The 22,577-nt window shown below is 43.6% G+C and carries 18 protein-coding genes; 8 read left to right on the plus strand and 10 right to left on the minus strand.

The window, feature by feature from the left end:
- Window positions 1-169: 169 nt before the first annotated feature.
- The 5 genes from DN752_RS18190 to DN752_RS18210 all read left to right on the plus strand — a co-directional run bounded on the left by DN752_RS18190 (window position 170) and on the right by DN752_RS18210 (window position 8,348).
- A complete protein-coding gene (locus DN752_RS18190) occupies window positions 170-3,544 on the plus strand; it encodes a methylmalonyl-CoA mutase family protein (RefSeq protein ID WP_112785284.1) in 3,375 nt (1,124 codons plus the stop codon).
- Between the two features lie 229 nt (window positions 3,545-3,773).
- The gene (locus tag DN752_RS18195) at window positions 3,774-4,187 is read left to right on the plus strand and encodes an OsmC family protein (protein ID WP_112785285.1); all 414 of its coding nucleotides are present in this window, start codon (window positions 3,774-3,776) and stop codon (window positions 4,185-4,187) included.
- Entirely contained in the window at window positions 4,184-4,423 is a 240-nt protein-coding gene (locus DN752_RS18200; RefSeq protein WP_112785286.1) for a hypothetical protein, read from the plus strand. The genes DN752_RS18195 and DN752_RS18200 overlap by 4 nt, the downstream gene beginning before the upstream one ends.
- Window positions 4,424-4,450: 27 nt before the next feature.
- Window positions 4,451-5,461 carry a cache domain-containing protein gene (locus DN752_RS18205; protein WP_112785287.1) on the plus strand — a complete coding sequence of 337 codons (1,011 nt, stop codon included), beginning with the start codon at window positions 4,451-4,453 and terminating at the stop codon, window positions 5,459-5,461.
- Window positions 5,462-5,477: 16 nt separating this feature from the next.
- The gene (locus DN752_RS18210; RefSeq protein WP_112785288.1) at window positions 5,478-8,348 is read left to right on the plus strand and encodes a PAS domain-containing hybrid sensor histidine kinase/response regulator; all 2,871 of its coding nucleotides are present in this window, start codon (window positions 5,478-5,480) and stop codon (window positions 8,346-8,348) included.
- Window positions 8,349-8,413: 65 nt separating this feature from the next.
- Here the strand turns inward: DN752_RS18210 and DN752_RS18215 are convergent, their stop codons facing one another.
- From DN752_RS18215 to DN752_RS18240, 6 genes are all read right to left on the minus strand, one after another.
- Entirely contained in the window at window positions 8,414-9,694 is a 1,281-nt protein-coding gene (locus tag DN752_RS18215) for a dihydrolipoamide acetyltransferase family protein (protein ID WP_112785289.1), read from the minus strand.
- 85 nt (window positions 9,695-9,779) lie between these two features.
- Window positions 9,780-11,036 carry a competence/damage-inducible protein A gene (locus DN752_RS18220; RefSeq protein WP_112785290.1) on the minus strand — a complete coding sequence of 419 codons (1,257 nt, stop codon included), beginning with the start codon at window positions 11,034-11,036 and terminating at the stop codon, window positions 9,780-9,782.
- Window positions 11,033-11,566, minus strand: a complete 534-nt coding sequence (locus DN752_RS18225; protein ID WP_317048502.1) for a dihydrofolate reductase — start codon at window positions 11,564-11,566, stop codon at window positions 11,033-11,035. The genes DN752_RS18220 and DN752_RS18225 overlap by 4 nt, the downstream gene beginning before the upstream one ends.
- A gap of 158 nt (window positions 11,567-11,724) precedes the next feature.
- Entirely contained in the window at window positions 11,725-12,657 is a 933-nt protein-coding gene (locus DN752_RS18230; RefSeq protein ID WP_112785291.1) for a DUF4412 domain-containing protein, read from the minus strand.
- Between the two features lie 179 nt (window positions 12,658-12,836).
- A complete protein-coding gene (fmt, locus tag DN752_RS18235) occupies window positions 12,837-13,757 on the minus strand; it encodes a methionyl-tRNA formyltransferase (protein WP_112785292.1) in 921 nt (306 codons plus the stop codon).
- Window positions 13,758-13,978: 221 nt separating this feature from the next.
- Complete coding sequence (locus tag DN752_RS18240) at window positions 13,979-15,187, minus strand: exo-beta-N-acetylmuramidase NamZ family protein (RefSeq protein ID WP_112785293.1); 1,209 nt, start codon at window positions 15,185-15,187, stop codon at window positions 13,979-13,981.
- A 40-nt stretch (window positions 15,188-15,227) separates the two neighbouring features.
- On the opposite strand from DN752_RS18240, the gene DN752_RS18245 reads away from it, so the two are divergent.
- Window positions 15,228-16,448: an ABC transporter permease gene (locus DN752_RS18245; RefSeq protein ID WP_112785294.1), complete on the plus strand. Its 1,221-nt coding sequence runs from the start codon at window positions 15,228-15,230 to the stop codon at window positions 16,446-16,448.
- A 6-nt stretch (window positions 16,449-16,454) separates the two neighbouring features.
- Here DN752_RS18245 and DN752_RS18250 read toward each other — a convergent pair whose 3' ends face one another.
- Entirely contained in the window at window positions 16,455-17,234 is a 780-nt protein-coding gene (locus tag DN752_RS18250) for a polyprenol monophosphomannose synthase (protein WP_112785295.1), read from the minus strand.
- Window positions 17,235-17,787: 553 nt separating this feature from the next.
- Window positions 17,788-18,573 carry a tetratricopeptide repeat protein gene (locus DN752_RS18255; RefSeq protein ID WP_112785296.1) on the minus strand — a complete coding sequence of 262 codons (786 nt, stop codon included), beginning with the start codon at window positions 18,571-18,573 and terminating at the stop codon, window positions 17,788-17,790.
- A gap of 153 nt (window positions 18,574-18,726) precedes the next feature.
- Between DN752_RS18255 and DN752_RS18260 the strand changes: the two genes are divergently transcribed.
- Both DN752_RS18260 and DN752_RS18265 read left to right on the plus strand, forming a co-directional pair.
- A complete protein-coding gene (locus DN752_RS18260; RefSeq protein WP_112785297.1) occupies window positions 18,727-19,149 on the plus strand; it encodes a heavy-metal-associated domain-containing protein in 423 nt (140 codons plus the stop codon).
- A 26-nt stretch (window positions 19,150-19,175) separates the two neighbouring features.
- A complete protein-coding gene (locus DN752_RS18265; RefSeq protein ID WP_112785298.1) occupies window positions 19,176-20,234 on the plus strand; it encodes a globin family protein in 1,059 nt (352 codons plus the stop codon).
- 97 nt (window positions 20,235-20,331) lie between these two features.
- Here DN752_RS18265 and hisB read toward each other — a convergent pair whose 3' ends face one another.
- Together hisB and hisC are read right to left on the minus strand one after the other, a co-directional pair.
- Entirely contained in the window at window positions 20,332-21,429 is a 1,098-nt protein-coding gene (gene hisB, locus DN752_RS18270; RefSeq protein ID WP_112785299.1) for a bifunctional histidinol-phosphatase/imidazoleglycerol-phosphate dehydratase HisB, read from the minus strand.
- A gap of 83 nt (window positions 21,430-21,512) precedes the next feature.
- On the minus strand, window positions 21,513-22,577 hold the full coding sequence (gene hisC / locus DN752_RS18275; RefSeq protein WP_112785300.1) for a histidinol-phosphate transaminase: 1,065 nt from the start codon (window positions 22,575-22,577) through the stop codon (window positions 21,513-21,515).

Here is a 22,577-nt window from a genome sequence, read left to right on the forward strand (position 1 = left end):
ATAATTGCGGTGGAAAGTGATGTTCGACTAGTCAATTTGTCCTAAAATAAGTTGGGTAAAATTACTATATTCGCATGTGCATTAAAGCGGTAAATTTCCCGAAAGAGGGTTCTTTATGTAGCGATAAAAAGTAAAATGACACCCTAATAAAGTAAATTGGATTATTTTTATGACCCAAAAGGCAAAAGCATATAAGCCCAAACATCACGTCAGAATTGTAACGGCAGCTTCTCTCTTTGATGGCCACGATGCTGCCATCAATATTATGAGAAGGATAATTCAGTCAGCAGGCTGTGAGGTAATCCATTTGGGACATAATCGATCTGTCCAGGAAATTGTTTCCTGTGCTATCCAAGAAGATGCCCAAGCGATAGCGATCACGTCCTATCAAGGAGGCCACACGGAATTTTTTAAATACATGTACGACCTTCTCCATGAAAAGGGAGCAGGACATATCAAGGTTTTTGGCGGTGGGGGAGGAACCATACTTCCAGAAGAAATCAGTGAACTCCAAGAATACGGTATCTCTAGGATTTATTCCCCAGATGATGGACGATCTATGGGGCTACAGGGCATGATCAATGACCTCGTGGAGCAAGCAGATTTCCCATTAGGGAATGATTTAAATGAAGCCATATTACCGGATAGAAACCGCCCAGAAGTAATAGCCCGTTGGATTTCTGCAGCCGAGAATTTCCCTGATGCCTACCAGGAGATGCTTAAAAAGCAAGGTGTTGGAGATAGGGGCAAGTCCGTGCCAGTATTGGGAATAACGGGTACAGGTGGTGCGGGAAAGTCATCCTTGGTGGATGAGTTGGCCAGGAGGTTTTTGGTGGATTTTGAGGATAAGCATTTGGCGATTATTTCAGTAGATCCCTCCAAGCGGAAGACAGGAGGAGCACTGTTAGGGGATCGGATTAGAATGAATGCGATCAATGACCCCCGTATTTATATGCGTTCACTGGCTACACGTCAGGCCAATCTGTCCCTGTCAAAACACGTGAAAGATGCGGTGGATATCGTGAAAATGGCCGGGTACGATCTGGTGATCTTGGAAACATCAGGTATCGGCCAATCCGACACAGAGGTGGCCGATCATGCGGACCTTTCCCTGTATGTGATGACACCCGAATATGGAGCCGCTTCCCAGTTGGAAAAGATTGATATGCTGGATTTTGCGGATGTGGTCGCATTGAACAAATTTGACAAAAGAGGTGCGTATGATGCGCTGAGAGATGTGAAAAAGCAGTTTGTGCGCAATCACGGATTATGGGATGCGAAGGACGATGAACTACCGGTAATCGGTACCATTGCGTCGCAGTTTAACGATCCAGGCATGAATAAGCTTTATCGGGAGCTGATGAACAGGGTGGCTACACTTGGCTCCAATGAATTCACCCCATCAGAAGTCCTGTCAACGGAAGAGTCAGAGAAGCTATTTATTATTCCGCCTTCCAGGACGAGGTACCTGTCCGAAATATTAGAAGAAAACCAACGCTTCGAAAAGTGGGCCAGAGAACAGAAGGAAGTTGCCAATCGTCTCTATGGTATCAAAAAGACACTGCAAACGCTGGAAGAGGAGGGGGCTGATGCCGCATTGGTAGAAAAGTTGGAAACCACTTATGCTGCTGTGTCCGCAAAATTGGATCCTGCAAATCAGCAGTGGCTTGAAGCTTGGGCGGATCAAGTGGAAAGTTACCAAAAAGACCATTTTACATTCTCGGTGCGAGGAAAAGAAATCCGCATACAGACCCATTCCAATTCTCTTTCAGGAACCAGAATCCCAAAAGTAGCCCTTCCCAAGTATGAGGCTTGGGGAGACTTGCTTCAGTGGAAATTCAAGGAGAATGTTCCCGGTAAGTTTCCTTTTACGGCAGGGGTTTTTCCCTTCAAGCGTGAGGGGGAGGATCCTACTCGGATGTTTGCCGGCGAAGGTGGCCCAGAGCGCACCAACAAACGCTTTCATTATGTCTCAAGGGACATGCCTGCCAAGCGGCTGTCGACGGCATTTGATTCGGTGACCCTTTACGGTGAGGATCCAGGCTACCGGCCAGACATATACGGTAAAATCGGCAATTCCGGAGTGAATATATGCTGTTTGGATGATATGAAAAAACTGTATTCAGGCTTTGACTTGGCAGATCCCCGCACGTCAGTTTCCATGACCATCAATGGTCCAGCGGCAACGATGACGGCTTTTTTTATGAATACAGCGATCGATCAGCAATGTGAGCGATACATCCATCAAAATGGGCTATTGGAGAAAGTGGATGCCCAGATTGAAGCGATATATAATGAAAGAGGCGTGGAGCGCCCCACTTACCAAGGTGATATTCCAGCAGGACATGATGGGCTTGGATTGTTGCTATTGGGCGTGACAGGGGATCAAGTCCTGCCAGCAGAAGTATACGAGTCCATAAAAACAGCCACCCTGACCAAAGTCAGGGGTACTGTCCAAGCGGATATTTTGAAAGAAGACCAAGCCCAGAACACGTGCATCTTTTCCACAGAGTTTTCGCTACGTTTGATGGGAGATGTGCAGCAGTATTTTATCGATAAGGGAGTTCGGAATTTTTATTCCGTTTCTATCTCCGGCTATCACATCGCTGAGGCAGGTGCCAATCCCATTACCCAGCTGGCACTCACCCTTTCCAATGGATTTACCTATGTGGAGTATTATGTGTCCAGGGGAATGGATGTAAATGCATTTGCACCGAATCTGTCCTTTTTCTTTTCCAATGGAATTGATCCGGAATATGCGGTGATCGGAAGGGTGGCACGCAGGATATGGGCAAAGGCCATGAAGCTGACGTATGGTGCCGATGAGCGCTCGCAGATGCTGAAGTACCACATCCAGACGTCCGGAAGGTCGTTGCACGCTCAGGAAATAGACTTTAATGACATCCGCACCACCCTCCAGGCCCTGTATGCCATTTATGATAATTGTAATTCCTTGCATACCAATGCTTACGATGAGGCCATTACGACCCCTACCGAGGCTTCGGTGAGAAGGGCCATGGCCATACAGCTGATTATTAATAAAGAGCTAGGTTTGGCAAAGAATGAGAACCCTCTTCAGGGGGCATTTATAATTGAAGAACTTACCGACTTGGTGGAGGAAGCCGTTTATGCTGAATTTGAACGGATCACCGAACGTGGAGGGGTGCTTGGAGCCATGGAGACCATGTATCAAAGAGGAAAAATCCAGGAAGAAAGCCTCCATTATGAGACATTAAAGCACGCCGGTACGTATCCTATTATAGGGGTGAATACATTTCTCTCTTCTGCAGGATCTCCCACGGTGACGCCAGGAGAGGTGATCCGTGCCACTAGAGAAGAAAAAGAAGAACAGATCAAGGCAATTGACAATTTACATAAGAAATATAAAACCCAATCGACAGCACTACTGAATGATTTGAAGGAGGCTGCTGTTGATAATGAAAACCTATTTTCGCAGCTGATGGAGGCAGCGAAGCATTGTTCACTGGGACAGATTACGCATGCCCTCTATGAGGTAGGTGGGCAATATCGCAGAAATATGTGAGAAGGCTTCTTTTGGGAATTAACGATCAAAAAATTTGATTATACGCTTTCTTGCCAGTAGTTTTTATTTCTCGCGGAACGCACAGAAAACCCAGAATGAAACAACGCTTTTCTGAGATTTCCGTGGTTTCTGTGAGGACCTATTTCATATCTCTGTGATTACTGGTATCATTGCGGATATACATATCAAAAAAATAAATTACAGTATAAAAGTTTAATTGAGTAAAGAAATGGCAAAAAGAAATGTGACGGTTACGATGAAGGCGGATTATGAATACGAAGCAGTAAATCCGCAGGGAAATAAGGTGCAGATAGACATGTACGATCCTGAAAAGAAGCAACATCAGTCACCTATGGATTTGGTATTGTCAGCAGTGGCCAGCTGTGCTTCTGTGGATGCGGTGCTGATGATGAAGAAAAAAAGAAAGACAGTGGAAGATTTTAAAGTGGAAACAGAGGGTGACAGAAATGATGGTGTCCCTGCATTTTATAAATCCATTCACATGAAGTTTGTCCTTACTTCTCCTGATGCTACCGAGGAAGAGTTTGCCAAGGTGGTGAAATTGTCAGTGGATAAGTACTGCTCGGTTTCGGCATCCCTTAGTGCGGAGATCAGTTACAGTTCGGAAGTGGTCAGGCCATGAGAGTAATCAAAGAGTTTACCAAAAAAGATATTCGGGTTTCCATCTTTTCATGGAACAATAAATACCTGATCAAATATGAACAAGGGATGATCGAGCAGACCTATAAGGTCAACGAAACGGATATCTTGGAAGAAGGGGATTTGGAGGCTTTTTTTTCAGATAAGTTTTTGGCTGAAATCAATAAAAGATTTGAAGAGATGCACCAATCGCTTAGAAATCAAATTGAAAATATTTAAATTTACTTTCTGTTTAAATATTCATAGATGAAATGTGTTTATTTTGTTCTTGTTTCTTTGGTTTTGCTCTTTTCTAATGGCTGTAGAAATGAGGTGGGGAAAGTTCACCCTGATGGGTTTACTGAATTGGACTCCATTATTAATGTGATGGAAGTAGATTTGCGGCCTTTGGAAGGAGAGATTGAAGCACTAGCGTCAATTACCGAATACCTATTTAAGCACCAAGATGAATTTGTTACCAAGGCTTCAAGAGAAGATTACAAATTGTCGGATTCAGGGGTGATCTATAGAAAGGTGGACAATAAAGAGGAAAGTAGTGTGCACGTTTCGTCTATTTTTAAGAAAAAGAACGAGGTGTATGATCAAATTTATATTACCGAAGCCTTGGATTCAGCTTTCTGTGAGGTGTATTCCAAAATACCTGTAGTCTCTCAGGTGTACTTCAATACGAAACTGCAGATGTGCAGGATATACCCATCCTTGGATGTCTTGAATGTCTTTGACGATGATATGGATCTCACTACATTTAACTTTTACTATATGGCGGATGAGGTAAGGAATCCAGAGAAGAAAAGTAAGTGGGTGGAAGATGTCTATGTGGATCCTGCAGGCCGTGGATGGATATTGTCTTTGATTCACCCGGTATATTATCAGGGGGAGTTGGAAGGTGTTATGGGGCTGGATATCACTGTAAATGATATTATTCAGCGGTTTTTGAAGCATAACAATCGAAAGCTCTTGATCATAGACGCATCAGGTAATATCGTAGCAGGCACCAATGATGCGATAGAGGTGCTTAATTTGCCCCCTTTGAGAAACCATACCTATGTACAGACGATCAATTCGGACAATTTTAGAAAGGAGGATTACAATCTTTTTAAGTCCAAAAGCAAGGAGGTTCGTAAGATGGTAGCAAAATTTTTATTGGAGAAAGACAATGCTTATGAGATGAAGGATGATTACTCCCAGCAGGATTACATTGTTTACTGCAGGCAGATGAATTTGTTGAATTGGTATGTTTTGGAAGTGAAAAGCTGATATAAAAAGAAAGCTCATGAAGTATAAGGAAGGATTTAAGCGATTTCATGTATTGACATTAATCTCGGTAGCTTCATTTATCCTTATATTTTTTTTAGGGTATTTTTTCTATAATACTCTTTCAAATAACTTACTGGGAAGCAGTAGGCAGTTTTTGGGCAAACAAGTGGAAATTGCCTCGAATGAGGTCCAGCGGAGGTTCAACACACTGTATGAAGACCTGACCTACTATACCACTAGCCTAGAGGGGAATTCTCGTATTATGCCAGGTGAAAATTTTAAAATGCAATCCTCCCGTACCCGGCAATTGCTGAATTCATATGGTGCTTTGGTGGATACGCTTTATGTGAAGGTGGATGATGAAATGTGGGCTTATTATTTGCGTGACAATAATTATTTCGAAAGAGTCAATGTTGATCCCCAGAGAAGCTTTTCCGATCCCAATAGGTTAATTGTAGTGAAGTCCCATAAGGAATCGATTACGGTGATGGCTTCAGTGAACCTGTTGGGGTTTATGAACTATTATACGTCCAATCATTACCTGGGAAAGGGAGGGTATAAGTTCTATTTTCGAGGAAATGATGTGATCCCACTTGGGGAAACTGAAAAGGCTACAGGTGTTTCATTGTCCTCAAATACCAAAAGTGAGATAAAAAACGAATATTTGGGTGGGTTACGAGGCGTGTACGAAGGGACGATTGTGAAGAAAAACAGTGCAGGAGAAGAGCAGGAGCTAAAGGCCATCGTTGCGCAATATCCATTTAATTTATTCCCTCTTGAAGGTAAATATGCCATTGTTTTTGCGCAAGATCAAAGTATCATCATCTCAAAGCTGTATAATACCTACTTTCTACTTTTTGCAGGATTGTTTGCGCTGTTGATTTTAGTGATCTACTTGCTGATCAGGCATGGCATCAGTATTGATGACAAGCATGTGGAACTGGAGAAAAAATCACGCCAGATCAATAGATTGTTTGACCAACAAACGATGCTTTTACAGGAAACCAACGGTTTTGTTTATTACCATGACTCCTCTGGGAAAGTTTCCCATGTCAGTGATAATGTCAGTAACGTATTAGGTTTTTCTGTGGAAGAATTTTTGGCAAATAATAAGAGCCAAATAGTAGAAAAGGATTTGAAGCGATTACAGGAAAAGGCCCAAAATGCTATCGGAAACCGAGAGGATTACTTGGGTTTTGAAGTGAGTTTTATCAAGAAGGATGGAACCATTATTAGGACAAAAAATTTTGAACGGCTTTTTTATAATGAAGAGGGTAGTTTTGTCAACAGCGTAGGAATATGCACAGATATTACAGAAAAATATTTGGCAGAAAGAGAGCTGATAAAGAGTGAAAATAGGCTGAGAGCAGTGCTTAACAGTTTGCCAGATATTATTTTTATCTATAACAATCAAGGGGTTTATCTTGATTATTATGTCCAAGAAAACAGTATGTTGGTTGATCCACCTGAGGATTCCCTTGGCAAGCAAATCAAGGATATTATCCCTTCTCCATATGGAGAGAAGATGGAAAACGCCTTGTACCGTGCGTCGAGATCCGGTAAGGTCCAAACAGAGCAGATGACGCTTGACTTGCCATCTGGGAAGAAATTTCTGGAAATCAGGTTCTTTAAGTTGGATGACGAAAGAATGATCTCTGTGGGGCGTGATGTTACTGAGCAGAGGCTTTGGGAAAAAGGGCTCAAAGAAGCCAAGGAAGTGGCTGAAGGAGCCAATAGGGCCAAGTCGGAATTTTTGGCAAGTATGAGCCATGAGATAAGGACGCCTATGAATGGCCTATTGGGGATGATAGGTTTATTGGAGTACACTACACTGGATGATGAGCAAGAAAGCATCGTTAAGGTGATCAAGGATTCTGGTGAGTCCCTATTATCCATCATTAAGGATATTTTGGACTATTCCAAAATAGAGGAGGGGAAGCTGGAACTAGAACTTTCGAGTTCCAAATTCCGGGAGGAACTAAGTAAGGTGATCAATATATTTTCTGGGATGGTAGTGGGCAAAGGACTGACGCTGAATTTGGATATCTCCCCAGCTATCCCACAATGGCTGATCATGGACAATGAAAAACTCAGCCAGATCCTATTTAACATCATAGGAAATGCGGTGAAGTTTACACCAAAAGGAGGTGAGGTGAGTATAAAAGTGTCTGGTGAGCCGATCTTAGATAAGAATTTTATGCTCTATTTCATTGTAAAGGATACAGGGGTAGGTATTCCCCAGTCCAAAATTGATAAGCTGATCAATCCATTTACCCAAACAGGACGGGGGATAGCAGAGGAGAAAAGTGGTAGTGGCTTAGGATTGGCTATTGCCAATAAGCTTATCGAACTCATGGGAGGGAGCCTGCAGATAGAGAGTGAGGTAGGGAAGGGCTCTGAGTTTTCTTTTACTATTTTTGCTCGGATATCCGATAGTGATGAGATAGTGGGACAGGATGAATATGAAAAATATGCGAGCGAAGAGCACAAGCTTTCGAATATTGCTGACCAGTATCCTATGAGTATCCTTTTGGCTGAGGATAATGATATCAACTTAAAATTCATGAAATTGTTGATGAAACAATTGGGGTATACAGTTGATACAGTGTCCACTGGAGAGGAGGCTGTCCGGGCGGTTAGGGTGAAGAAGTACGATATGGTATTTATGGATTACCAGATGCCAGTAATGGATGGCTTGGAAGCGTCCAGAGAGATCAAAAAGATGAAGCAAGGAAAGGATGTCCGTATCATTGGCCTTTCTGCCAATGTGTTTAAGGAGGATATAGATAAGGCGTTTGAGGCTGGCATGGACGATTATCTTACCAAGCCCATCAAAATTCAGGATGTGGTGATGAAAATAAAAGAAAGCTCAGGAATGAATGTATAGGCCTAATTGGCGAGGTAGTATATTAAAAGCAGCGGTCAATTATCTTAATGACCGCTGCTTTTTTATTATAGCTTGGTGTTAATGTCGAATGCTTCGAGGTATTCAGCCACCCTTTTGACAAACATACCTCCCAAGGAGCCGTCGACCACACGGTGGTCGTAGGAGTGTGACAAGAACATTTTATGGCGAATGGCAATGGCATCTCCAGTAGGAGTCTCCACTACCGCTGGCTTTTTGGTAATGGCACCTATCGCTAAAATGGCCACTTGAGGCTGCATGATAATAGGCGTGCCCATTAGGTTGCCAAAGGAGCCTACGTTGGAGATGGTATAGGTGCCGCCAGAAAGTTCATCAGCCGAAAGTTTGTTGATACGCGCTCTTCCTGCCAAGTCGTTGATCTTTTTAGAAAGTCCTGTCAGGTTGAGCTCATTGGCCTTTTTGATGACAGGTACGATCAGATTGCCACTAGGAAGTGCTACCGCCACTCCAATGTTAATGTTTTTCTTTTTGATGATTTTGTCCCCATCCACGGAGATATTGATCATTGGAAAATCCTGGATGGCTTTGGCCACTGCTTCAATGAAAAATGGAGTGAACGTTAAGGGTTCGCCCATTTTCTTTTTGTACTCTTCTTTTACTTTGTTTCTCCACAGTACAATATTGGTCACATCTGCTTCTACAAAAGAAGTCACATGAGGGGCGATGCGTTTTGATTCCAGCATTCTTTCTGCAATCATTTTGCGCATCCTGTCCATCTCAATGATCTCGTCACCGGCTGATACGCTTGGAGTAGCTTGTGGGATGGGATTGGAAGAAACTGATGTACGGTTTTTCAAATAATTGAGCATGTCTTTTTTAGTGACTCTGCCCTCTTTTCCTGTACCTTTTATTTGGGCCAGTTCAGCTTTATTAATGCCTTCTTCTTTTGCAATGCTCAATACTAACGGAGAGTAGAATCTACTGTCTCCCTCCGCTTTTTCTGTAGTTGGACTCACGATAGAAGCTGTCTGTGCAGGTGCTGCGGCGAGCAGTTCTTCTTTTTCTTCTGGCGTATCTGTAGTTGGTGCTTGATTCGGTGTTACTGAAGTGCCTTCTTCTTCGTCTTCCTCAGTTTCTAATAGGGCTATCGGGGCTCCTACAGCCACTACATCGCCTTCATTTGCAAGGATTTTTTTCAGTATACCTGCATGTGAGGAAGGAACTTCCGTATCTACTTTGTCAGTAGCTACCTCTAGGACAGATTCGTCCTGCTCGATAGTTTCTCCTTCTTTTTTTAACCATGTCAAGATGGTGCCCTCAATTATACTTTCACCCATTTTGGGCATTACCATTTCTATAGTTGCCATGTGATATCTATTTAATTGGGTCTATTTCTTGATTTTAAAATTATATTTTAATTTGTTAATCGCAAAATAGGTAGCGCCAAATTATTTAATCGTTTTGGTTTTTATTGACTTTTCGCAACAGGTTTAAGACCGCCAGTGCCGAATATTGGATGTTCAGTGAACGATCGTGTGCCAATTGCAGCTTTTTCGTTTTTACACCACTTTGATCTGCTACTGCTATCCACACTGTTCCGACTGGTTTTTCGGGGCTGCCTCCCCCTGGACCAGCTATTCCACTGCTGGCAAGGCCAAAATCAGCTTTGAATTTTTCACGGACCATGCTTGCCATCTCGATCACCGTGTTTTCGCTAACCGCACCATAGGTAGATAGTGTTTCTTCTTTTACCCCAAGCAGATCAGTTTTGAACTGATTATGATAAGGGATCATGGCACCATTAAAATAATTGCTGCTGCCCGGTATAGCCGTGACCAGATGGGAAATATAACCGCCAGTGCAGCTTTCGGCAATGGCCACGGTCTTTCCAGTTACTTTCAGCATCTTGCCGATGGCTTCTGCTATGGATTCCTGATCATAGCCGTAAATATAGTTTTTTATAAGCGGTTTTACCTTTTCGATTTGGTCATTTACTTCATCTTGGAGGTGAGTAATGTCATCACCAAAGGCAGTGAGCCGTAGTTTTACCTCTCCGAGTGAGGGAAGATAGGCTAGCTTGATGTGTTCGGGAAGTTGGTCTTCCCATTCAGCGATCATGTCTGCAAGCCAACTTTCACCGATTCCTGCCGTCTTGATCACCTTGTGATAGATGACCGGTAGCGTGTATATTGATTTGATTTTTGGGAGGACAAAATTCTCCATGAGGTATTGCATCTCATGGGGCACGCCGGGCATGGACATCCATACACAGTTGTTTTCTTCAAACCACATTCCAGGGGCTGTTCCCCTTTCATTTTTTACATAATGACATTTGGAAGGAAGATGGCCCTGAAGTTTGTTCAGGGGTGTCAGCTCACGTCCTCTTTTCTCAAAAAATGTTTTCACATCTGCTATGGCTTCCGAAAAAGGTGCTATAGTACAGTCAAAAAACTTGGCCATGAGCGGTTTGGTAAGGTCATCTTTTGTAGGTCCCAGCCCGCCAGTGATAAGAATGATATTGGCGCGGTTTTGTGCACTATTGAAGGCATGGAGAATGTCCTGTTCGTTATCACCCACAGTGGTTTTTCTGACTACCCTTACACCGATTTGGTCAAGCTTTTTGCTGATCCAGTAGCTGTTGGTATCCATGATCTGCCCATATAGCAGCTCATCACCAATGGCAATTATCTCTGCAGTGATTTGTTTCATGCTTGTGGAGGATTGACTTTTTGATAAGTAACAAAGGTGTAGTCAAATTGGTTTTTTTCGTCCTTTGTATGGGGTTCTTCAGATATTTTCTTCCAGTTTTCTGGAGAAAATTCAGGAAAAAAAGCATCCCCCTCGGGAGTGCAGTTTACTTCGGTAATAATCATCTCATCTACATAGGGGAGGGATTGTTTATAGATCTCCGCTCCCCCGATCACAAACACTTTTTCCTGGCCACTTTCTTTTGCTATGGCAATAGCCTTCTCTAAGCTATGTACCACAAAATGCCCATCGGGAACTTGATAATCGTTGTTTCTGGTGATCACCACAGAGGTCCTGTTAGGAAGAGGCTTCCCCATGGATTCATAGGTTTTTCTGCCCATGATGATGTAGTGGCCGGTGGTATGTTGCTTAAAATGACGGAGGTCAGCAGAAAGGCGCCAAATGAGTTGATTGTCCTTTCCGATTACATTATTGTTAGCTTTTGCTACGATGATGGATAGTATCAATGCCTTTTGGTTTTTGGATGACACAAGATACCAAGGTTTTTTGAAGCATTAAAAAAGGAGGTTTAAAAAGTTTGCTCCAAAGACAAAGCTTGATTACCAAAAAAAAGCCATGTGTGGGATGATCAAAATTATTTAGAGAGAATTGGAGACCTATAACTTCCACATTGTCAAAATGGAGGAGGCTATTGCCCCTCCATCGCGTTGGCGTATTCGGCCATTTCGAAGTCGAACTTTTCCTTGGTGTTTATTTCAGTGATTTTCATATCCGTGATGCTTTCATCTTCCTTGGATTCATAATGGATTTCGAGGATATCACCATCAGGAAGTTGGTCATAATAGCCTTGGTATTTTTGTTGTACTTTTTTGGAGAAGAGAAAATTGTTTTTTGACCAATAGGAAGCATAGCCTTCTATGGGCTGGGTGCTTACCCAGTAATTGGCGGCATATTCATCGTTTTCTGTTCGATATTCTTCACATGGATAGCCAAGGATAGTTTTGCTGTTGCCCGTTTTGACAATATCAAATTCGACTGAATCCGCATCCATTTTTTCCATTTCTTTATCGGCAGAACTCTCCACCATTTTGCTCCAGTCCATTCCGTAGGCCATGTAGTTTTTTTCGCCTTTTTCGTTTTCCATTAGCAGTACGGACGCATTGTTTTTATGGTCAAAAATCATCACGGTCTTCTCAGCCTCTTTTTCTTGGTTCTCCATTTCTATTCCCCAAAAATCAGCATCACCACTTAGAAATGACCTGAACGTAACCGGCTCGATGTCTTTTCCTTTTTCGTCAGTGCCGGTGATCTCCATGTCCGTGTAGCCAGTAAAATGATAGCTGTCCTCTGTGGCCGCATTCATGTCAATACTGCTGATCACTTTTCCGTAATCGTAATCACCTCCTTCATAATCAGATGGTGGACCAAAAATTTGCTCTAGGTACTTGTCCGTCTGTTTCTGTGCAGCATTTTCCACTTCATTAGAAACGCGACGCTCCACGGCATTTTCCACTCCTTCTTGGGCGGCTTTTTTGAGTTTTTTTAAAAACTGCCCTTGGGAAGGCACTGGTAATAGAAAAATAGCTGAAAGTACAGCTAAAAATAATTTGTCAGTTCTCATAGCTAAGTAGGTTATACAATCTTTTTAAATTACGTAAAAACGGTATAATTTACCAAGGCAAAACGGAGGAAGAGGGGTTAGAATTATTATCCCGTTCGTGGTAATGAGTAAACAAAAAAGGCAGGCTTTCATTAAGCCTGCCAGAACAATGTTAGGTGTCAAAATGTGATCAAAGCTGATCAAAGCTTATTGCCGCGCAAAAAATCTTCGATGTTCATCCTTTTTTTGCCTTGCATTTGTAATTCCTTGATCGCTATTGCTCCATCTCCTGTTTGGAAGTGGAGGTGACTTTTATTGTCTGATGAAAATTCTCCTGGAGATTTCCCCTTTAGGCCATCCACTATAGCTGTGGTGTAAATTTTGCAATTTTTGTCCTGGATGGTCGTCCAAGCAGCAGGATAGGGGGATAAGCCTCTGACCAAGTTATGGATTGACCGGGCACTTTTGCTCCAGTCTATCTCGCCAGTTTCTTTAAATATTTTGGGGGCATGGTGAAGGGCTTTCGTTTCATCTTGCACAAACGTGTCGACTTCACCATTGTCAATCTCTTCGATGGTCTTCAATACCAATTTGGCCCCTCTTTTCATAAGTTTTTCGTAAAGTGTGCCAATATTATCTTCGGGTAGAATGGTTTCTTTTTCCTGAAAGATAATGCTCCCTGTATCTATTTCATGTTTGAGAAAAAATGTGGTGACGCCTGTCTCTTCTTCACCATTGATAATGGCCCAGTTGATGGGCGCCGCACCCCTGTAATTGGGGAGAAGTGAAGCGTGAAGGTTAAAAGTACCTCTGGGGGGCATGTCCCAGACCGCTTCTGGCAACATTCGAAAAGCAACCACTACTTGGATGTCGGCCTTGTACCCTGCCAGTTCTTCCAGAAAAGCTGGTGATTTAAGGTTGGTAGGCTGCAACACGGGGATGTTATGATTGGTAGCGGCTTCTTTTACGGGCGAGGGGATGAGTTTTTGACCCCTTCCCTTGGGTTTGTCAGGAGCGGTGATGACGGCTACTACATTCCAGCCATTTTCCACCAAAATTTCTAAGGACGGCACTGCAAAATCAGGGGTGCCCATGTAAATAATGCGAAGGTCTTTATTCATGCTTGTGGTGTTGAATTGTCGAATGGTGATTTCGAAGTTAGTTTGGGGATATTGGCGTTTTTGATTATACGCTTTCTTGCCAGTAGTTTTTATTTCTCGCGGAACGCACAGAAAACCCAGAATGAAACAACGCTTTTCTGAGTTTTTCGTGGTTTCTGTGAGGACCTATTTCATGTCTCTGTGATTACTGGTATCATTGCGGATATACATATTGGCGTTTACTATTTATAAAGCAAGTATTGTTTTCTCATTATTTTGTAGGCATCCAATTTGTTTTTCCATCCCGCCATGATTTCTTTTTCAGATTTTTCTGCGAGGATATCCTTTCGCAACTGGTCAGTTCCTGCAAGTTTGTCAAAGAAGTTGTTGAAAAACTGCTGGCCACCACCGGATTTTTGGTACATTTCCAACAGGTATTTTAGTGTAAACTGGTGTGAAAGGGGCGTTTCCCTCAAGTCAGTGCCGTAGCAGGTTTTGCCTTCATGGGGAGGATGCTTGCTCATGCCGTTGATGCTTTCAGGCGTAAAGGTAAATTCTCCATATTTCGGGTCTGGGGCGCCATAGACCTGAAAAGGGAAATACGTGCCTCTGCCCACGCTTATATTAGTGCCTTCAAAAAAGCACAAGGAAGGATAAAGTCTAATAGATACGTCATTTGGGAGGTTTGGTGAGGGTTTGATGGGAAGTGAATAATGCTGGCTATGATCCCAATTGGCCACTGGGATGACGGTGATGTCTGCTTTGACTTGGTTTTTTAACCAGCCTTCTCCATTGATCATCTGCGCAAGCTCTCCCATGGTGAGGCCATGAACCACCGGGATGGGGTGCATGCCCACGAAACTTTTGAATGCAGGATCCAGGACAGGGCCGTCAATATAATCTCCGTTTGGATTTGGGCGATCCATGATGATCAGGGGCTTTTGCTGCTCTGCACAGGCTTCCATGACGTAGTGCATCGTGCTTATATAGGTGTAAAAACGCAGGCCTACATCTTGAAAATCAAATACCAAGATATCTATATCCATTAATGCTTCCTCAGATGGTTTTTTATTGGAGCCGTAGAGGGAGATGATGGGTATTCCGGTCTCTTTATCGGTGTCGTTTTTTACCACTTCTCCGGCATCCGCATCTCCTCTAAAGCCATGTTCTGGGACAAATAACTTTTGGACGGTGACACCATTTTCAAGTAGGAAATCTACCAAGTGCTGGTTGCCCTTTTGGGTAAGGACACTGGTTTGGTTGGCGACCAATCCTACTTTCTTACCTTTCAGTAGGGGAAGGTATTTTTCAGGTTGATCTGCTCCTGGCAATATGACGGACTGGTGGGGGAGGGGGGCATTCCCGTTTGCGAAAAGTAGACCCGATTTATTCCATCCCATGAGAAAGGTGGGCAAAAATATCAGGAGAAGTATTAATTTTAGCTGCTTCATATTAATTTGCATTTGAATCTTAACAAAATAAAACACTTCATTGAACCTTTCCTACTTCATTGCCAAAAGAATTAGTTTTAAAAGGACTGGCGGTTTCACTGGAACCATACACCAAATTGCCGTTGCAAGTATCGCCATAGGCCTTTCCATTTTGATTATAGCATTTTTGATCTTAGGCGGCTTTCAGCAGGTGGTTTCTGATAAGGTGTTTTCGTTTACGGGGCATTACCAAGTACATAAGTTTACCTCGCATAATGCCTACGAGAATTTCCCGAGCAGTAAGAAAAGCCAATTTTATACCAATTATACTGAATACGACTATATTCGGCATATTCAGGACTATGCGTATAAGCCGGGATTGCTGAAAGGAGACGAGGAAGTTCAGGGGGTTGTCCTAAAGGGGGTAAGCCATAGCTTTGACCAGAAGGCATTTTCCACTTCCATGGTAGAGGGACGTTTTATCCATTTTGAAGAAGAGGGAAGTGCTTCCAATGAGGTGGTATTGAGTAGGAATATCGCCAATAAGCTGATGCTTACGGTCGGGGATAAAGTGGTCATGTACTTTGTGCAGGATCCACCGCGGTATCGAAGGTTTGATATTGTGGGGATTTATGAAACCTATTTGGAGGATTTTGACGATAAGATGATCATTGGCGATATCCAGACCATCCGAAACCTAAATGGCTGGGAAGATGACCAAGTCGGCGGTTTTGAGGTGTTTCTCAAAAACCCAAAGCAGATTGATGAAAAAGAGGAGGCGCTTTACGAAGTCATCGACTATGATCTCAAAGTCGACAAGGTCACGACCATGTATATACAGATCTTTGACTGGCTGAAATTATTGAACAATAACGTTTACGTTTTTTTAGGTCTGATCCTCTTTGTAGCAGCATTTAATATGATCGCGATTTTGTTTATACTCATCATGGAGAGAACTCAAATGATCGGTTTGCTCAAAGCAATAGGAAGTACCAACAGGCAGATCAGGAGGATTTTTGTATGGAACGGGGTACGGATAATTGGTCGCGGGATGTTGATCGGTAATCTAATAGGTCTTGGTGTAGCTTGGTTACAAGATGCCACGCAATTGATCACATTGGATCCGGCAAACTATTATATGAGCTATGTGCCGATTTTGTGGAATTGGCCCATTGTCATTGGGATAAATGTGCTTATCCTTTTGGTGACCACTTTGGTGCTTTTTATACCTGCCATGGTCATCAGCAATGTCCAGCCCATTAAAGCAATTCGGTTTGATTAGGGAATTCTACTTTGTACTTTGTATATTATACTTCGTGCTTTCTGCGGTATCGGCTCTTTTGTAGGGGTTGAAGAGGCTTTTTATCTTCATGTAAATTACCCCCATGACAGCTTCCCTGAATATATTGGTGGACATTTTGGAGGTTCCCTTCGTTCTGTCGGTAAAAATGATCGGGATTTCGACGATTTTATAGCCCAGCTTCCAAGCGGTAAATTTCATCTCGATCTGGAAAGCATAACCGATAAATTTTATTTTGTTCAATTTTATGCCTTCCAAGACACTTCTATGATAGCACTTGAACCCAGCGGTGCTGTCTTTGATGGGCAGTCCGGTGATAAACTGCACATAGACACTTGCAAAATAGGACATCAATACCCTTCCCATGGGCCAGTTGACGACATTGACTCCTTTGATGTACCGTGATCCGATCGCCATGTCATTTCCTTGGTCTGCACAGGCTTCGTAGAGTTGGGCGAGGTCTTTGGGGTTATGGGAAAAGTCAGCATCCATCTCGAAGATATATTCATAGCCATTGGCCAAGGCGTATTTAAATCCTTCGATATACGCCGTTCCCAATCCCAGTTTTCCGGTCCTTTCGATCAGGTGGATGCGGTTTGGATAGGATACTTTGGCGGCTTTTACTAGACCTGCTGTGCCGTCTGGAGAATTGTCATCGATGATCAAGACCTCAAACTGCCCGGGTAATTCCATGACAGTATAGAGAATGTCCTGGACATTTTCCTTTTCGTTGTAGGTCGGGATGATGACGAGTTTGCTGTGATTCATAATTTAAGTCCCAAAAATAGGACTTAAAGCGGGTTTTCGTATAGTAATTAATAAAAAATCACCATGATGCGCTTCTATTTGTAAAGAGCCACTGATGTGAGCGTTCCATCTGAACCTGACAATTAGGGATGAAAATTTTAGATGGTTTGGGGATTGAGGCATCCGCTGCGGCGGGTAGTAAACCTGCCTAGCAGTTCATAGCCGTTAGGCTAACGCCTGTAAGCTGCTGAAAATCTATCTCCTTGTTGATATCTGTGCTCTTTACAAATGGTCTAGGGGGATTTAAAATCCCCATTATTTCGGTTCGGGATTACAAATCCCGAACAGCTAAATTTGTGTATTTTTGGCCGTTGGTGTACAGGTATCCGCTTAAACTGGCGGCTATGCTCTAGCGGCCAGATAGAATAGAAAACAGCAGCGAAGCGACTGATTTTGTCCTTGCGGCGGATCAGGCCATAATACTTGTGGCCGTGGCGTAGATAGACTAATGCATATTCCAGATTTTAACCTAAGAAGAAATCTGTCTGCCGTAGCGGATTCGTGAGAAGCTTTATTACTGGCACAATTCCAATTTTTCTTGGGCATACTTACTGCCATTTTTGGCTGCTTGCTGCAGGTCAAGGCAAGCTTGGCCGGGGTTGGTGCCCATGGAACAAACAGCTCGTCGTGCCAACGCTTCATAATGATCAGGTTTTTTTCCCAGGACGTAATCAAAATCCTCTTTGGCCCAATCGGTCATGCCCATGCGCATGTAGGCAAAACCACGGTTATAATATGCCTTTAGATTGTCTTTGGCATACATGATGTACATGTTAAACTGGGAAGCGGTAGACATGGGGTCACCCAGGTTGGCTTGGACAATGCCTCTGTAAAAATAGATGGATGCATTTTTTTCGTCGATTTCCCTGGCAGATTTCAGGAATTCATCCGCCGAACGATAATTTTCGTTTTTCATCATGGCACGGCTAAGAAGGATCAATAAATCCACATTTTCAGGGTCTTCCTTGGCTGCCAGTAGTAGGTTCATTTCAGCCCGCTTGTACTCTTCCTGCTCCCAATAGATCTTCCCGATGCCGGCATGGGCCTTTCCGTCTCGGGGCTTTAGTTGGAGGATTCGCTTATAATCTGTCAGTGCTTCGTCATATTCCTCTAGTGCCTCATGGCTCATGGCACGCAGCTGTAGCGCTTCTACGTCGGACATCTTCATGAACAATACCCAGTTCAGCTCCGAAATGGCATCATTGAACTGTTGGTTTTCAAAATGCCTTCTTGCTTGGTTGAAGTCACCACCGCATGAACAGAAAGTCAAAATACAAATGGAAGCAAGTAAAAGTCTCATGTCAAATAGTTTAGTTATAAAACTAATTAAATAGTTTTATTGTATCAATACCCCAAGCCATTCTTTATCAAAGTTTTTTGGGATTTCTGGAAGTTTGCTCAATCCAATTCCGGTGTGCCCTGCGTATATTTTTCCAAACAACAATAAAGAGCCATGATCAAGAAAATTATTATCGGTGCTGGCGTAGTGGTATTGCTGCTAGTCGCCACATTGGCCGTTCACATTTATATGGTGACCAGCAGTCGCCCTGACGGGCCAAACTGGGCCATGAGCCAGATAGACTTTAATGAGGACTTGGATTCTTTAAAATCCGAGAAAATAAAGACGGATCTTTTAGCTATCGAAGGTATGCGGGAAGCGCGCATCAACACCAAATCGGATTTTATCATCTTACTCTACGATCGAAAGCAGCATAATCCCCACGATCTGGTCAAGCAGGTAAATACTGGCTATGAGATACAAGCCTCACTTTTCCAGCCGAGCGAAGACCAACTGGCCGCCAGTTGTCCTGCGATCAACAAGAATTCATTGACCTATAAGCTGGGAAGCTATTTCGAGCAAGTATTTACAAACTAATTATTTCACATAAACCTTTAGAAAACATGAAAAGACTCAATCAATTTTCAGTATTGCTACTGCTCATGACGGCAGTGGTTTTCTGGTCTTGCAACGATAAAGACGACATGGACCAGATCAAAGAGCCAGATGATTCATTTTACGCTACCAAACTGGGCGGCGAAATGAAGGTGGCCGATCCTTCCAACCAAGGGCAACAGATCGAGCAAGGCTACTTAAACCTAAGAACGATCGTAACCGGAACAGTGTTGAAGATCGCCTCAGAAGATAAATATGCTGAGCTTCGACCTTATTTTAATGTATTATTAGCCGAAGTAGGCGCTGATGACATGTCCGGGTTCAATGCATTGGTGAAGGATTTTACCGACCTGCTGGCAGAATCCACTGGTGCCAAAAACTTTACTTATTCTGGGATGAGCATGGTTGATGCCCATAATCCAGAGGCCAATGATCGCATGAATGGCTTGATCGATAATGAGGATTTTGACTTGTTTGTGGAAGCCGTGGTAGAAGTAGCGACAGATGCTGGCTTTGGTGACCAGGAAATCCTAGGACCGGTAGGTGAGCTATTGGAAGGTACTAGAGATGCCATCGTGCAGCGGGAAGATGGCACCATGGTAGACCTTTATACCCGACTGGGTGGTACTGTGATGGTAGAAGATGCAGATGGAAATATGGAAGAGGCCGGTTACCTTCCCCTAAAAGCTGTCGTAACAGAGACGGTACTGTTGGTGGCCAGTGACCCTGAGTTTGAGGAATTGAAGCCCTATTTCCCTGTACTACTGGCTGAAGTAGGAGCAGGAGACATGTCTGGCTTCAATACGTTGGTAGAAAACTTCAGTGACCTGCTAGCGCAATCCATTGGTTCTACAAATTATATGTACGATGGAATGAGCATGGCGGACGCCCACAACCCTGATGTCAATTCAAGGATGACAGGCAGGATCACTTCTGCGGATTATGACCTATTTATCCAGGCAGTAGTAAAAGCAGCAACAAACAAGGGAGTGCCTGAATCTGTTATTGCAGAATTTGGAGCATTGCTGACCAGTGAAGGGCTGAAGGGCGCGATTGTCCAAGGATAATAATAGCTGCCAAGGTGATTTACTAAGTTGCTTGATTACAGTAAAAAAGGCTTTCCAGTTGGGGAAAGCCTTTTTTGTTCCTGTTGCTCTTACGCTTTTATAGCACACCTTTGGTGCTGGGGAGTTGGTTAAGTGCTGCGATATCCCTTTTTACGGCCATCTTGATGGCGCGTGCGAAGCCTTTGAAAATGGCTTCTATTTTATGGTGCTCATTGTTTCCTTCGGCTTTGATGTTCAGGTTGCACTTGGCTGTGTCACTGAAGGATTTGAAGAAGTGGTAAAACATTTCCGTAGGCATATCACCTATTTTTTCCCTGTTGAACTCGGCTTCCCACATCATCCAAGGACGTCCTCCGAAGTCAATTGCGACTTGGGCAAGCACATCATCCATTGGCAGCAAGAAACCATAGCGGTAGATGCCCTTTTTATCACCTAATGCCTTGAGATAGGCTTCGCCCAGTGCCAATGCCGTATCTTCGATGGTGTGATGCTCGTCGATGTGCAGGTCGCCATTGACCTTAATCTCCAAGTCTGTACCGCCATGCTTGCCCAGCTGCTCCAGCATATGATCAAAGAAGGGCAACCCAGTGTCAATAGCACATTTCCCTGATCCGTCCAAGTTGACAGTGATCTTGATTTGGGTTTCTGAAGTGCTTCTTTCTACTGACCCCTTTCGGGCTGGAAGTCGTAAAAATTCATAGATCTCATCCCAAGAAGTGGTGCTTATGGCAGCTCCTTCGGCAGCTTCCTCACCGATGAAGATAGCTTGGGCGCCAAGGTTTTTGGCCAGCTGAACATCGGTTTTGCGGTCTCCGATGACGAAGGAGCGAGCAAGGTCATAATCTCCTTCCATGTATTGGGTAAGGAGTCCTGTCCGTGGTTTTCGCGTGGAAGCATTTTCATGCTCAAAGGTCTTGTCTATGTGGATGGCATCAAAGACTACCCCTTCCTGCTCTAAGGTTTTGAGCATTTTGTACTGGGCAGGCCAGAAGGTGTCCTCCGGAAATGAATCGGTCCCCAAACCATCTTGGTTGGTCACCATCACCAGTTCAAAATCAGTTTCCTCGGCGATCTTTCGCAGGTTGGAAATGGCCTTGGGGTAGAATTCCAGTTTTTCCAAGCTGTCCACTTGGTAGTCTACCGGTGGCTCTTTGATGATGGTTCCGTCACGATCTATAAAGAGTACTTTTTTCATGGTTGTAATGTTGTATAATAATTGAAAGAAGCTTGTCTTAGAACTGCACAAAGGCTACAATTCATATGTGCCAAGCTCGCTTTTTAGTTAGCATTTACGGTAAGGAAATGAGATAATGCCTGGATGAGCCGATCATTCTCTTCCCTAGTGCCCACGGAGATTCTCAGGCATTGATCACACAGGATGACCTTGGAACGATCACGAACAATGACCCTGTTTCCTATCAGGTAGTCATACGCTTCCTTGGCAGCCGAAACTTCCACTAGCAGAAAATTGGCATGGGTGGGATGGATTCTTTGCACACCCTCCATTTTTGTCAACGCTCCAAGCAGGTAGTCACGTTCCTCCAGAATGTCATTCACCATTCGTTGCATTTTGGAGGTGTCATCAAGTGCTTCCAGGACAGTTTCTTGGGTCAGGCCACTGATATTGTACGGTGGTTTGATCTTGTTAAGGATCTTGATGATTTCTACCGACGCAAAGGCCATTCCCAGCCGGAGGGCTGCGAGTCCCCATGCTTTGGAAAAGGTCTGCATGACCAATAGGTTGGGGTAATTGCTTAGTTCATTTGTAAAGCTGGGCTCATCACTGAAGTCAATGTATGCCTCATCCACGACGACCAGGCCATCAAATCCCTCGATGATTTTAAAGATGTCTTGGCGCTTAGCTTTGTTGCCGCTGGGGTTGTTGGGAGAGCAGATGAAGATGATCTTGGTGTTTTCATTCACTGCTTCCAAGATCGCATTGGGACGAAGTTGGAAATCCTCCGAAAGATTGACCCGGTTGATGGTGATGTCATTGATGTCCGCACTTACCTCGTACATGCCGTAAGTAGGGGGCAAGATGATGATATTGTCCTTGCCTGGGCGGCAAAATGCCCGCATAAGCAGGTCAATGGCTTCGTCACTGCCATTACCGATGAAAATCTGCTCAGCAGGAACTTGTTTGATCGTGCTGATTTTTTCCTTTAGTGCATGTTGGTACGGGTCGGGGTAGCGATTATAACTTCCCGAAGTAATGGACCCAAAAGGGTTTTCATTGGCATCCAAGAATACTCCTTCTTTACCGGTATATTCATCCCTTGCGGAAGAATATGGTTTCAGCTGCGCAATGTGCGGTCGAAGCAGTTTGTTCAGATCAAAGGCCAT

It is taken from the genome of Echinicola strongylocentroti, assembly GCF_003260975.1.
Lineage (GTDB): Bacteria > Bacteroidota > Bacteroidia > Cytophagales > Cyclobacteriaceae > Echinicola > Echinicola strongylocentroti.